The organism is Desulfobacula sp. (genome assembly GCF_030145145.1).
In the GTDB taxonomy this organism is placed as follows: Bacteria; Desulfobacterota; Desulfobacteria; order Desulfobacterales; family Desulfobacteraceae; genus Desulfobacula.
This window is the reverse complement of the sequence record NZ_JAQYWD010000028.1, coordinates 71,469-85,946: the sequence shown is the minus strand read 5'-3', so window position 1 is coordinate 85,946 and position 14,478 is coordinate 71,469. Positions and strand designations below refer to the sequence as shown.

Annotated in this window: 10 protein-coding genes; 9 read left to right on the top strand and 1 reads right to left on the bottom strand. The window is 48.3% G+C overall.

The genetic code is table 11. The annotated features are described in order from the left end of the window. Window positions 1-294 precede the first annotated feature (294 nt). A complete protein-coding gene (locus tag Q1Q15_RS16505; RefSeq protein WP_300462340.1) occupies window positions 295-2,841 on the top strand; it encodes a phosphoenolpyruvate carboxylase in 2,547 nt (848 codons plus the stop codon). Between the two features lie 38 nt (window positions 2,842-2,879). Here Q1Q15_RS16505 and Q1Q15_RS16500 read toward each other — a convergent pair whose 3' ends face one another. Then, window positions 2,880-3,983, bottom strand: a complete 1,104-nt coding sequence (locus Q1Q15_RS16500) for an ATP-dependent 6-phosphofructokinase (RefSeq protein ID WP_300462339.1) — start codon at window positions 3,981-3,983, stop codon at window positions 2,880-2,882. A 390-nt stretch (window positions 3,984-4,373) separates the two neighbouring features. Between Q1Q15_RS16500 and Q1Q15_RS16495 the strand changes: the two genes are divergently transcribed. The 8 genes from Q1Q15_RS16495 (at window position 4,374) to Q1Q15_RS16460 (ending at window position 14,452) form a co-directional block, all read left to right on the top strand. Beyond that, window positions 4,374-6,401: a rhodanese-like domain-containing protein gene (locus Q1Q15_RS16495; protein ID WP_300462337.1), complete on the top strand. Its 2,028-nt coding sequence runs from the start codon at window positions 4,374-4,376 to the stop codon at window positions 6,399-6,401. A 2-nt stretch (window positions 6,402-6,403) separates the two neighbouring features. After that, a complete protein-coding gene (locus Q1Q15_RS16490; RefSeq protein WP_300462335.1) occupies window positions 6,404-6,916 on the top strand; it encodes a YeeE/YedE thiosulfate transporter family protein in 513 nt (170 codons plus the stop codon). Continuing rightward, on the top strand, window positions 6,909-8,930 hold the full coding sequence (locus Q1Q15_RS16485) for a rhodanese-like domain-containing protein (RefSeq protein ID WP_300462333.1): 2,022 nt from the start codon (window positions 6,909-6,911) through the stop codon (window positions 8,928-8,930). The genes Q1Q15_RS16490 and Q1Q15_RS16485 overlap by 8 nt, the downstream gene beginning before the upstream one ends. Further along, window positions 8,927-9,904, top strand: a complete 978-nt coding sequence (locus Q1Q15_RS16480) for a calcium/sodium antiporter (protein ID WP_300462332.1) — start codon at window positions 8,927-8,929, stop codon at window positions 9,902-9,904. The genes Q1Q15_RS16485 and Q1Q15_RS16480 overlap by 4 nt, the downstream gene beginning before the upstream one ends. A gap of 176 nt (window positions 9,905-10,080) precedes the next feature. After that, window positions 10,081-11,010, top strand: coding sequence for a zinc metalloprotease HtpX (gene htpX / locus Q1Q15_RS16475; RefSeq protein WP_300462331.1), 930 nt, complete (start codon window positions 10,081-10,083; stop codon window positions 11,008-11,010). Window positions 11,011-11,063: 53 nt separating this feature from the next. Beyond that, a complete protein-coding gene (locus Q1Q15_RS16470) occupies window positions 11,064-11,912 on the top strand; it encodes a M48 family metallopeptidase (RefSeq protein ID WP_300462329.1) in 849 nt (282 codons plus the stop codon). Between the two features lie 31 nt (window positions 11,913-11,943). Further along, on the top strand, window positions 11,944-14,097 hold the full coding sequence (gene glgP / locus Q1Q15_RS16465) for an alpha-glucan family phosphorylase (RefSeq protein WP_300462327.1): 2,154 nt from the start codon (window positions 11,944-11,946) through the stop codon (window positions 14,095-14,097). A 46-nt stretch (window positions 14,098-14,143) separates the two neighbouring features. Further along, the gene (locus Q1Q15_RS16460) at window positions 14,144-14,452 is read left to right on the top strand and encodes an isoamylase early set domain-containing protein (protein ID WP_300462325.1); all 309 of its coding nucleotides are present in this window, start codon (window positions 14,144-14,146) and stop codon (window positions 14,450-14,452) included. Window positions 14,453-14,478 lie beyond the last annotated feature (26 nt).

Genomic DNA, 14,478 nt, shown 5'->3' with positions numbered 1-14,478 from the left:
TTGAACGGGTCAGGCTTGTTTTATTGTGCTTTTTATCAAAAATCGGTTCTTGAAGAGGCTAAAAGCGCAATAAAGCAAGCCTGACCCTAGCCTGATGTTTCATATTTAGAATTGCTGCTGGGTATGACAATTTGATTGCAAAATGGTGTCATCTATAATACGGTTTTACCATTACCTTTTATCGATATTAAGGGAACAGCAATTGCCTGGGCGTTTTTCCGTCCTTGGTGATAGGGCGGCGATGAACATCGCGAATGCCATTGAAATGATATGGAAAATTGGAGAAATCCGTCAATGAACAAGTCCTTGAAAGAAAAAGCGTTTGAAACCTTAGTAAAAAATAAATTCAATATGTATAACAGCCTGTTCTTGAACCTTCCGTTTCAAAACGTCACCAATATCGGAATGCTCATTCCCCTTCTGTATCATGGGTGCAGGAATGGGCTTGAATCAGGACGAACACCGGTGGAAATTCTGGAGTCCTTTTTCAAGGCGCACACCACCGTGGAAACCGAAAAAGAGAAAATTGATTTCATGTTTCGAGTGATTCAATATGTTGAACGACAGGTGGTTCTATATGACAGTGTGGAAGACGCCGCTTTCGGTCAATTGCTGTCCCTTGGCCACCATTTGTCACTTAAAACCTGCGGACACGTTGCTGCCGGCAAAAAACAGACGTCTGCACTGCTTGAACAATTGTCTGATTTCAGCGTTCGGATCGTATTTACCGCTCACCCGACCCAGTTTTATCCCCGCTCAGTCCTGGATATTATGACAAGTTTGCGATCCCTTATTACGGAAAATAATATGAATGAGATAGACTTTTTGCTTCAGCAATTGGGAATGACTTCCCTGATGAATGCAAAAAAACCCACACCGTTTGATGAAGCAAAAAATATCATTTATTTTCTGCGCACGGTTTATTATGAGGCAGTGGGGGAGTTGTATTCCCAGATTAAAAAAAATTTCCCGGGCAATGAATTTAACAATCCCAATATTATTCAGCTTGGATTCTGGCCGGGCGGGGATCGGGATGGGAATCCTTTTGTGACCTCAGAAACAACCGCCCAGGTAGCGGATGAACTTCGCATGACCTTGATGAAATGCTATTACCAGGACATCAAACACTTAGAGAAAAAACTGACCTTTAAGGACATAGCAGACTCGGTGGCAAGTTTGCGAGCCCGGCTTTATTCGACCATGTTTGATCCTTCACAGATCATTCCGGTGGAGGAGATCCTCAGCCCACTGAATCAGGTTAAAAAATTATTGACAGATAAGTTTAATGGCTTGTACACGGAAGAACTGGGGATCTTTATGGATAAAGTCAATATTTTTAAAACCCATTTTGCAACACTTGATATCCGGCAGAACCATATCGAGCATAAAAAAACCATTGAAAAAATTCTCAAGAATGAAAATTTGATCACTGACCATTTGGAAGAACTGTCAAAAGAGGCGTTGATATCAATTCTTGTCCATAAAAAAATTCAGGTTCATCCAGATCAATTCCAAGATGAACTTGTTAAGGATACGATTCGGACGATTTTACACATAAAGGCCATCCAGGGCAAGAATGGTGAGCAAGGCTGTAACCGCTATGTGATCAGCAACGCTGAAGACGTTTTCTCTGTTCTGTTTGTGTATGCACTGTTGAAATGGTGCTGCTGGGAAAAGGAGGCTGTCCCTGTTGATATCATTCCATTGTTTGAATCAATGGCGGGCATGATGAACGCTGAAGGGATTATGCAGGCGCTTTTTGAAATTCCGGAATACCGGTCTCACATCCGACATCGCGGGAACCTGCAAACCATTATGCTGGGGTTTTCTGACGGAACAAAGGATGGCGGGTATCTGCAGGCCAACTGGTCTATTTTTAAAACAAAAGAAGCTTTGTCTGCGCTTTGTGACCGATACCATATCAAGGTTATTTTTTTTGACGGCAGAGGGGGGCCCCCGGCCCGGGGCGGTGGAAAAACCCACCGATTCTATGCATCACAAAGCCATGGGATTGCCAATCATGCCATTCAATTGACCATTCAGGGCCAGACCATCACCAGCCTGTATGGAACCCGAACCCATTTTATCCATAATTGCGAACAACTGCTGACAGCCGGCCTGTCCCATGGGATGTCTGAAAAGCAGATCACCCTATCTGAAAAGTCACGGCAGGTTTTAGATAGACTGGCACAGTTGAGCTATGAAAAGTACACAGCCCTTAAAAATCACAAAATGTTTCTGCCCTATCTTGAGAACAAGAGCACCTTGAAATATTATGGTAAAGCCAATATCGGCAGTAGACCGGCCAAAAGAGGGAATAAAGAAAAACTGGAACTAAAGGATCTGAGGGCCATTTCGTTTGTTGGATCGTGGAGTCAGTTAAAGCAGAATGTCCCGGGGTATTTTGGTATCGGAACCGCTTTGAAAATTCTGTCAGATGATATGGGCCTGGGTGAATTACAGACCTTATATGAAGCGGTACCATTCTTCAAAACCTTGATTCTGAACAGCATGATGTCCATGTCAAAATGCTATTTTGAGTTAACGGCTTATATTTCCAAAGACGCTTCATATAAGGAGTTCTGGAACATTTTATTTGAAGAATATCAGTTGTCAAAACAAATGACCCTGCTTGTTTCCAACAGTCGCTTCCTCATGGAAGAAGAACCCGTATCACGGCGATCCATCCGCATCAGGGAAGACATTGTATTGCCGCTGCTGGTCATCCAGCAATACGCATTTCAGAAAATTGAACAAAAAACAGCCCAGACGTCAGCCTATGAAAAAATGATTCAACAGTCCTTGTATGGTAATATCAATGCAAGCAGGAATTCTGCCTGATCCCGATCATACCTTTGTTTTCTGTCCCGATTTGGGTTTTACATGGCTTTCCGCCCCATATTGATGCCAATGGATTCTGCACAATGAATAAGCTGAGAATCTATTGACACGCGTCTGACAATCCCGGCAAGGTCTTTCAAGTCCACAAGAATAATATCCGGCGTTTTCAGAGCCACCATGGTTCCAAATTTACCCAGGGCTGCCGCATCCACGGCATGACTGCCCAGCCGGGTACCCAGAACTCTGTCAAAAGAATTGGGGGACCCGCCCCTCTGGATATGACCCAGAACGGTTGTCCGCACTTCAAGATCAATCTTATTTTCTATCTGCTTGGCAAGATAGAACCCGACACCGCCTAATTTTTCAACCCCCTGAAGCCTGCCTTCGGCGGTTTCCGACTTAATGGTGTCACCGCCTTTCTGCTTTGCCCCTTCGGCAATCATGATAATGCTGAACGGGCTGCCGCCTTTTTTTCTGTATTGGATCTTTTTTATGACACTTTCAATTTTATATTCGATTTCAGGAATCAGAATAATGTGGGCACCGCCGGCAATACCCGCTTCAAGCGCTATCCAGCCGGCATTCCTGCCCATCACTTCCAGAATCATCACCCGGTGGTGGCTCCGGCCGGTGGTGTGAAGCCGGTCCATGGCGTCACAGGCAACCTGAACAGCAGTTTGAAACCCAAAGGTATAATCTGTCTTTTCAAGATCATTATCAATGGTTTTGGGAATTCCCACGACAGGAATGCCTTTTTTGAAAAATCGATACCCGATTTCAAGGGTTCCTTCACCGCCCACCACAAAGAGGCAATCAAGCTTTAGTGCTCTGAAGGTCTGAACCGCTTTATCGGAATAATCTGTGATTTTAATACTGCCGTCTGTATCCCGTTCCCTGTATTCAAAGGGGTTTCCTTTGTTGGTGGTCCCAAGGATGGTCCCCCCCAGTGTCAGGATATCTTTTGTTGATCTGGTGGTGAGTTTCTGGGTTTGCCCGGAGATAAGGCCTTCAAACCCGCCTTCAATACCGATAACCTCTGCATGGTACTGAATAATAGCGGCACGGGTAACCGCACGGATCACCGCATTGAGCCCGGAACAATCGCCGCCCCCTGTTAATATCCCTACGCGCTGTATCGCCATGAATATCCCTCTTTAAGTGGTCATCGTACTTTTTTTGAATAGGGTCTGTCCAGTGGTAATTCTTTCCACCGTTGTAAAACAAAAAAGCGGTTTTGTATAGAGAAAAGCGTTGCACAATTGCAGCGCCATCCTGCTGGAGGGAAAATCACCCATCCTTCACTCTAAACGGACAATACATCGCTTTTTCATATGCCAAAAATGAGGCTTTATGGTTGACAGCAAAAGAACAAAAGATTTATAACCAGAACAACAGACCTATTTCCAAAGGAAAAATTCTACGTTCACTATTATAAACGGACTCAATTATTTTTGCCTCACCTTTATTCAAGTTGATCTGGAGAGAAGATGGCGTATGTCGTGTGTGAGGCTTAAAAAACAAGGAGGAGATAAATGAACCAAATCGTTAAGAGAATCGTCTTCACAATTTCTACGATACTTTTTTTAATTTTCGGAACACAGGGTTTTGCAGGCACTTTAAAAGATACGGAATCGGCATCGCATTCTGACGCGGCATCCACCTATGATATTGTGGATACCTATACATATCCCGGTTTTCGTATTGTCCAATTTAACCTGGCCGTCCTGTCACATTATTCATATCTGTTGATCAGTGGGAACCAGGCCCTGGTCGTAGACCCGGGCAGGGATATCTTTACGTATCTGGATGTTGCACAAAAGGAAAACACGCAGATCAAAGGTATTTTGCTGACCCACAGCCATGCAGATTTTGTGGCCGGCCATACCGAACTTGCCAAAAAGGCCGGGTGTCCTGTTTATATCAGCGCAAAAGCAGATGCAGGATATCCTCACACACCATTAAAAGACGGTTCCATCATTTCCATTGGCAGCGCCGAGTTAACGGTCCTTGAAACACCGGGGCATACCCTGGATTGTACCACATCCATTGTTTCCAGCACGGTTGATGGGAAAAAACAGCAAGCCGCTTTTACAGGGGATACGCTTTTTGTGGGGAGCATTGGACGGCCCGATCTGATGGGGGGAACCATTTCTGCTGCCGCTCTGGCATCCATGTCATTTGATACCTGGCATAACAAGTTATCCAGGGTGGCGGACCAGGTGAGCATCTATCCCGCCCATGGTGCCGGGTCTTTGTGCGGTGCGCATTTAAGTGACGACCCGTTTTCAACCTTTGGTCGCGAACGGCAGACAAATCATTATTTAAAATTTTCCGCCCGGAGCGATTTTATCGCTGCCGTGCTTGAGGGGTTACCTGAAGCGCCCCAGTATTTCAAGTATAATGCAGCCTTGAACAAACGAGGCCCTGAATTGATCGACTGGAAGACCCCTCCTGAAACAATCAAGCCGGACCTGGGACTGACAGATCTGGCCAAGGCCTATATTGTAGATCTCAGGGATGCTGACCGCTATGCAAAAGGTCATATCCCCAATAGCGTCAACATTGCACTTCGGGGACGGCTGGAAACCTGGGTGGGTATCATGGTTCCCTGGGGGGCACCCCTTGTCCTTACCGGAAACCGGGAGGAAATTGATGAGGCCGCTTTTCGGTTGAATCGGGTCGGGTATGGCACCCGGGCTTTGTTGTTTGATGCCTGGGTCGCAGCGTCATTGCCCCTGAAAAGCGTGGATTTGATGGCCCCGCAAGCCCTGTATGACGCCATGAAAGCCGGAACTGCGCCCGTCATTGTTGACGTCCGTCTGCCAACTGAATGGATGGGACTGAGAATCGGTCAGGTTATTAATATGCCGTTAAATCATCTGGCACAATTGTCGAGTAAACTTGACCCGGCAGAACCCGTTGTGGCTGTCTGCAACTCAGCCTATCGTTCAAGTCTTGCCCTGGGCATCCTTGAGCAGAAAGGATTTGCAAACGTCACCAGCCTGAAAGGCGGCAGCCAGGCCTGGATTGATGCCGGATATCCTGTTTTTGGTTCAGACAGCCAAAAATCCCATACAATTCAAGGCACGGCTGCAAAAAAGGAAATCAAACTGCCCGGGAGGATGTCACCGGCAGAATTAAAAAGCCTGATCATGGATCTTCCCGGGACATTTGATCTGGTGGACATCCGTCCGCCGGATTTTTACAATGATTTCCATCTGCCGCAATCCCTTAATGTCGATCTTGCCGATCTTTTGGTGAATCCAGTTTATCTTGTGGGGGCAGGCCCCCTGATCATTGTGGATAGAGATGGCACCCTGTCCATGATGGCTGCCGGTATGCTGTTTAACAAAACCAAACGGGATATCAAGGCGTTGAGGGGCGGCCTGGAAGCCTATTGGAGTGAATCAGCGTTTCAAGGGGCGATCAACCAGACAACTCAAACACAAAAAATACCCTCTGTACCGGCTGCCGGACCCGCAATGAGCAATTCTCCGAAACCCATTGCCCCGGTTCAGCAACCGCCTGAAAAACCTAAAAAGAAAAGTGCGGGGTGCTGATCATGAATTCATCTGCCAAACCCTATATGAACCCCTATCTTGCCGGTGTCTGCCTGGGCCTTGTTTTGACCGGGTCCTTCCTGATTCTGGGTACCGGGCTGGGCGCTTCCTCGGGCATCGCCAGAATTGCCGCAGCAATCCAGGCATGGCTGCTGCCGGAGCATACAGCAAATACCCCCTATTTTGGCGCCTGGGGCAAATACCCCCTTGATTATTATCTGGTTTACATGTTTATCGGTACCATCATCGGCGGTCTTATTTCTGCTGTTGGACAAAAAAGACTCTCTTTTCAATTGGAAAAAGGCAAGCAGTGTTCTTCCTGGAAAAGAATCAGTTTCGCCTTAATCGGCGGCTTGATTGTGGGATATGCCAGCCGTCTTGCCCAGGGGTGTACCTCTGGGCAGGCACTTACCGGAGGGGCACTGCTGTTAACCGGCAGCCTGGTTTTTTTGATCTGCCTGTTTGCAAGCGGGTATGCGGTGGCATATGTTGTAAGGAGGCAATGGGATGATTGATACATTTTTTGGCCTCGGGCAACTGGATTCATCAAGGGCACTTTTCATGTCCCTGGTTATTGGCATTTTATTTGGGATTGTTCTGGAGCGTGCGGGATTTGGAAGTTCCCGGCGGCTTTCAGGGGTTTTTTATTTTAGGGACATGGCCGTCATCAAGGTGATGTTCACCGGCATGATTACGGCAATCATCGGGATTACCCTGAGCGTACGGTTTGGTCTGATATCTGAGCCGTCCATTTACCTGATGCCCACTTTATATAAGGCTCAGATTATCGGTGGGCTTCTTTTCGGGATCGGGTTTGTCACAGGGGGGTGGTGCCCGGGCACCGCAGCCGTGGGGGCCGCCTCGGGAAAATGGGATGCCGTTGTTTTTCTTGGGGGCGCCATTGGCGGCAGTATTTTTTTCAATGAAACCTACGCCTGGATAAAAGGGGTGTATGAAGCGGGAAATCCGCATATCGCATTTATTTATCAGTCCATTGGCATGCCAAAAGGCTGGTTTATACTGTTTTTTGTTCTTACAGGAATCCTGGTTTTCTGGTGTGTGGAACTGATTGAGAAAAAAAGGAATCAAACCCATAATTATTTACACTCTGATTTTTTAAAACAGTTTTCTTTTGTGCTGCTGGTTGCGGGATTTTCTGTTTTCATGTTCCTGGGCGATCCGTCTTCTGATGCAAAAACAACCGGGTCTCCGTCTCAGTCCGTGGACACATCAGAACAGGTCCTGTTAACCCAGATAGAGAATGCTCTGGATCATATGGACCCCGAAGACCTGGCTCGAAGATTAATGGCAGGCCCGCAAGACCTTGTTCTGGTGGATGTCAGGTCTGAACCGGAATTTTTAAAATTTCATATTAAAACAGCCCGCCATATCCCGTTAAAGGACCTTGTTCAGCAGCTTGAACCTTACCGAAACAAGGGGTTGATCGTGCTGTATTCAAACGGGATGACCCATCCGGCACAGGCCAGGGACGTCCTCGCCCGTCTGGGGTTCGGTAATGTCTATCTGCTCACGGACGGACTGGATGGATTTATCAAACGGTGTCTCAGACCCGTATCCCTTAGATCTGAACCAGTCCCGGAATCCGCAGCCCGGGAAATCAATCAGTGGCGACAGTTTTTTTTAACGTCTGCATCTGCCCCGGCAGGAAAAGCGTTCCTGGCAGGCGCGGCCCCATCGGGCCTGCCCCTTCCCGGTATCATTGATTCCCAGCGGCTGTCCTCTCTTTTGGGCATCCCTGACTTACGGGTAATAGATCTGCGCAGCCAGCCTGAATACAATACCCGCCATATCCCGGGGTCCCTGGCTTTAAATGTGGAAAGCTTGAGGGGCAACATCAAAGGGATACCCTCCTGTCTGCTGCCGGCGCCCTTGCTGGCCGGTCACCTGTCCCTGATGGGGATACAGCCAAGAACCCTTGTGGTGATGGTTTGCGGGGATAAGGTTCAGGATGCCACCCTGGCCGGGATGGCCCTGGAAAGACTTGGACATGCAAATTATGCAGTGCTTGCCGGGGGATTTTTACGGTGGAAAGCCATGGGACTGCCAACAGATACCCTACTGCCGCAAATAAAGATTACGCCCTACCCGGAGGCAGATAACGATCAATTCACAATTGATTATAAAACGGTATTATCCCATATGCAGAACAAAACAGCCCTCATTATAGATGTCAGGCCACAAGCCTATTATACTGGAGAGAAATCAGACGAAGCCCGCGCCGGTCACATTCCCGGGGCAGTCAACCGCCCATTTGACCTGGATACGGTTAAGTCGGCAGATGCTGTGGAATTCAAACCTGTTTCAGAACTCACAGGCGCTTATGAAAAGATCATCCCGTCAAAGGCGACACATGTCATTGTCCATTGCAGAACCGGGCATCAAGCCAGCCAGACGTTTTTTGTTCTGAAACACCTTCTCGGATACAGCCGGATCTTGTGGTATGATGCCGGCTGGACCGAGTGGGCATCCCGAATGGAGTTGCCGGTAAAAACCGGGATAACGCCATGATCGTTCATTTTTTATCTGTTGTTTTCGGCCTGATCCTGCTGGTCTGGAGCGCAGACCGGTTCGTGGAAGGCAGTGCTGTTACAGCAAAATACCTGGGCATGCCGCCGATTTTGATCGGAATGATCATCGTGGGGTTCGGCACATCCGCACCGGAAATGCTGGTTTCCGCATTGTCCGCTGCAAAGGGGAACCCCGGGATTGCTCTGGGGAATGCTTATGGGAGCAATATCTGCAATATGGCATTGATACTTGGCATTACCGCATTGATCAAACCCATTCATGTAAAATCGGAGATCCTTAAAAAAGAATTGCCCGTTCTGGCCATGGTAACGCTCATGGCAATTTTACAGCTCATGGACGGGGTTTTAACCCGCATCGAAGCGGGTATCCTCATCCTTTGTTTTACAGGACTTTTGGCCTGGAGTCTGTTTCAGAAAAAAATGGCGGCTTCGGATACCCTGGCGGTTGAAGTGGAAAATAAATTGGAACATCAGTCACTCTCCTCCAGGAAGGCTGTTGCTTTCGTTGTCATGGGGTTTGTTCTGTTAATTGTCAGTTCCCAGTTGCTGGTGACAGGATCTGTTGAGATTGCAAAATTTTTTGGGATCAGCGATCTGATGATCGGGTTGACCATCGTGGCTGTCGGAACTTCCCTTCCGGAACTGGCCTCCAGCATAATGGCAGCCAGAAGAAACGAACACGATATTGCCATTGGAAATATTATCGGATCAAATCTTTTCAATACCATGTCCGTGGTCGGAATTGCCGGGCTGATACACCCCATGTCGATTGATCCGGTATTTTTATCACGGGATCTGCCAGTGATGACAGGGTTGACGGTTTCCCTGTTTGTCATTGGGTACGGTTTCAAGGGAAGGCTCGGGAGGATCAACCGGTTTGAGGGCCTGGCCCTGTTGCTGTCCTATTTTTTTTATATGGGGTGGCTGATTGTTTCGCAAAGCACCACAGTTTAGAAAGCAGTCTTTCACGTGCTTCCCGTATCCAGATTAAGCTGCAGCAGTCCGCTTCCGGGTTGCACTGAATCGGCTTATACGACGTCACGGGAAAAATGGACGACCATGGGGCAATGAATCATCTGTGCAAAGGAATGGCCAGTTAACTTAAAGAGGTTAAAAGGGAGGAACCAACTATGGCGAATCTAATTCGGACGTCTGTTTTGCTGGTCGCGATGACAGCTCTGATGCTGGTTATCGGGCAGCTTCTGGGCGGTAATCAGGGAATGGTTATCGCACTGATACTGGCCGGGGTAATGAATTTTGTAAGTTATTGGTATTCTGATAAAATTGTATTGAAAATGTATCAGGCCCGGGAAATAAAACTGGAAGATGATCCGGATCTTTATGGTATTGTTAGCCGATTGGCCCAGCGGGCCGGTCTCCCCATGCCGAAACTATTTATCATCCCCCAGGACACCCCCAATGCGTTTGCCACCGGCAGGAACCCGGATCATGCGGTGGTTGCGGTGACAAAGGGGCTATTAAATCTCTTGGATGAACAAGAGATTACCGGTGTTTTGGCCCATGAACTGGCCCATGTTAAAAACAGGGATATCCTGATCGGTTCCATTGCTGCAACCATGGCCGGAGCCATCATGGTGCTGGCGTCCATGGCTCGATGGGGTGCCATTTTCGGAGGTGGGCGATCCAGTGATGATGAAAACGGCAGCGGTATTATCGGCCTGATAGTCTTGTCTATTATTGCCCCGGTGGCTGCAATGATTATTCAGATGGCCATATCCCGTTCCAGGGAATATTTGGCCGACAAGACAGGGGCGCAAGTTTCGGGAAATCCCGAGGGCCTGGCCCGGGCGCTTGAAAAACTGGGGGCCTATTCAAAACGGTTGCCCATGCAGTCAAATCCATCCACAGCCCATATATTCACGGTAAGTCCCCTGTCCGGCAGCAGCCTTATGACCCTTTTTTCTACCCATCCGCCTCTGGAAAACCGTATTGTGATGTTGCGAAGAGGTTCCGGCACTGGCGATAAAACATCTGTCTCAACACCCCGGGAGCAGAATCGTCAGTCTCAAGCAGAGGATTTCTGGGAGCGGCTGAGATAAAGAGGACAGGACTGCCGGCATGGACAAATAAAACAAGAAAAAGGGAGACGACAATGATCCAATATAAACGGGACAGACGGATATTATCTGTTTGGATAGGTGGTGTTTTGTTTTTGATGCTGTTGACGCTCAGCAATTGCGCTGAGGTGCCGGTAACCCATCGGCGGGGGCTGCATCTTGTGTCGAATTCGGAACTGAATACCATGAGCCTTCAGGAGTATGATAACGTAATCAAATCGTCTAAACTTTCCACAGATCAGGGCAAGATAGAAATGATCAGGCGGGTGGGAACCAGAATTGCAAAAGCGGCCGAGGCCTTTTTGGAAGAAACAGGGCAGGGTCAGAAAATCAAAGATTATCAGTGGGAGTTCAATGTCCTAGAGGACGAAAAAACCGCCAACGCGTGGTGTATGCCCGGCGGTAAGGTAGCGGTCTACACCGGCATCCTCCCATACACGCACAATGAGACCGGCCTCGCCGTCGTCATGGGCCATGAAGTGGCCCATGCACTGGCAGACCATGGGAACGAAAGGATGAGTCAGGGGTTGTTGACCCAGCTGGGAGGCCAGGCATTGTCAACGGCACTCAAGCAGAAACCCCAGCAGACCCAGGCCTTATTCATGGCCGTATTTGGGATGACCACAAATGTGGGTATTTTGCTTCCCTACAGCCGTCTCCATGAAAGGGAGGCCGATCGTATTGGACTGCTCATCATGGGACGGGCGGGGTATGACCCGCGGGAGGCCATCGGGTTCTGGGAGAGGATGGGGAAAACCGATCAGGCCAGACCACCGGAACTTTTATCGACGCATCCGGCACCGGATTCCCGTATTGCCGGTATTAGAGAAATCCTTCCGGAAGCGATTCAATACTATGATCAATCAAAGATGAAGGGAAAATAATTTTATTTTATAATGTATTGGAGATGAACGTATGGAAAAAATAAATATCGGCCAGCCGCTGTTTCTCCATTTGCCGAAACGCCTTGAAGGGCTGGAGGACCTGGCTGAAAACCTCTGGTGGAGCTGGAATCCTGGCGCAAGAATGCTCTTTAAAACCCTTGACCGGCAGGCCTGGAAGGAAAGCGGCCATAACCCGGACAAAATGCTCAGAGACTTTCCCCATGAACTTCTTGAAAAGGCCGGCTTTCAACCCGATTACCTGCGCAGATACGATGAAGTGATGACGGCGTTCCAAAATTATATGAAGCCCAGAGACTGCCAGATGCTGGGGCCTGTTTCATTGGACAAAAAATACGCCGTGGCTTATTTTTCAGCGGAATTCGGTCTCCACCGGTCCCTGCCGTTTTATGCCGGGGGCCTGGGGTTTCTGGCCGGAGATTTCATAAAAGAATGCAGCGATTTATGCGTTCCGCTCGTTGCTGTGGGGTTTATGTATCCGGAGGGGTATTTTCGGCAGCGGATACCGGATGACGGGTGGCAGGAAAATCTCATCGAATCCGTCAACCGCGAGGCAGCTCCCATTTCAAAAGTGATGACCAAGGAAGGGGAGCAACTTGTCATCAAGGTGCCATTGATCGATCCCATGATCCATGCCGCAGTCTGGAAGGTTGCTGTGGGACAGGTCTCCCTGTATTTGATGGATACGGATATTGAAGCCAATGATCCATGGAACCGGAAGATCTCTGCCCGGCTCTATACTGGAGATCTGGAGCTGCGCCTGCGCCAGGAAATTGTCTTGGGGCTGGGGGGTGCCCAAATGCTCAATGCATTGGGGATAGATCATTACCTTTTGCACCTGAACGAAGGCCATGCTGCTTTTGCACTTTTAGAACGCATCAGGGAAACGGTTGCAACCGGTAAAGATTTTTCAACAGCCTCAAAAAAGAATATTCATGCAACGATTTTTACGACACACACGCCGGTTCCTGCAGGTCATGATGTGTTTTCTTTTCAATTGATTGAAAAATATTTCCATTCCTACTGGCCCAGCCTGGGGCTTGATCGAGATGGATTTTTTCAATTGGGAATCCATCCGGAAAAACCGGAAGAGGGGTTTAACATGACGGCATTTGCCATGCGGCTGTCGGGTTGCCGGAATGCGGTGAGCAAAAGGCATGCCCAGGTCTCACAAAACATGTGGCAAAGCCTGTGGCCGGATGTCCCCGAAGATAAGGTTCCCATTGATTACGTGACCAATGGGGTCCACATACCCACCTGGATCGAACCGAAAATGAAATTGTTGCTGGACAAGTATATCGGGGTCCACTGGTTGGACAATCACGATGATCCGGCTATCTGGCAACATTTAAATAAGATTCCGGATATTGAGCTGTGGCAAACACACTATTGGCTCAAAATCAAACTCATTGATGCGATCCGGGAACGTGCCCGACTTCGATGGGCCGCAGGGGATGCCAGTACCTCCATTACCCTTACCGGCGGTGCGTTTCTGGACCCATCCGTGCTGACCATCGGATTTGCCCGGCGGTTTGCTACCTACAAAAGAGCGTTGTTGATCTTCAAGGATCTGGAACGGCTTAAAAAACATCTCAAGGACCGCTGGCGGCCCATACAAATTGTCTTTGCCGGTAAAGCCCATCCTGCAGACGATCCCGGTAAACGGCTTCTGCAGGACCTGATCAATCTGGCCCGGAACCCGCAACTGGAAGGCAGGATTGCCTTTGTCGAGGATTATGGCGAACAATTGGCCCAGTACCTGGTGCACGGCGTGGACATCTGGCTGAACAACCCCTTGCCGCCGTTTGAGGCCAGTGGAACCAGTGGTATGAAAGCCGGCCTGAATGGTGTGCCGCAGTTGAGCATACTGGATGGATGGTGGGAGGAAGGATTTAATGGTAATAACGGCTGGGGTATAGAACACGATAAAACATCCCCTGATCCCGATGGCAGCGATGCCGGCAGCTTATACGACACACTTGAACAGAAAATCATACCGATGTATTATAATCTGTCTGACAAAGGGATCCCCCATGAATGGGTGGGCCTGATGAAGGAAACCATGAAAAGCACGGCCATTGGATTCTCCGCTCGCCGGATGGTCAGGCAGTACATTGAGAAATTTTATTCCAAATGCATGGAAGATGCGTTGAAAGCGAAATATTGAAAACCATTCTTTTTTCCACGAATTCACCATGTTTAAAGGAGGAAAAATGAGTATTAAAAAGCAGTTTTTAAAAACGAAACCCATTTGCAAAATAAAATTCAGACTTTCCGGAAAAGAAACCCGGAATGCAAAACAGATATTTCTTGCTGGTGATTTCAACAGATGGGATCAAACAGTCACTCCCATGAAGGCCCTTAAAAACGGAGACTTTGTCGTTACGCTTGATCTTGAAACCGGCAGGGAATACCAATTCAGGTATCTTTTTGACGGTATTGTCTGGGGGAACGACCCTGGGGCGGACAGGTATAGTCACTCTCTTTATGGAAACTGCGACAATTCAGTCGTGAGCATATGACAGGCGGTTTCTTGGGAAAAAAGCAA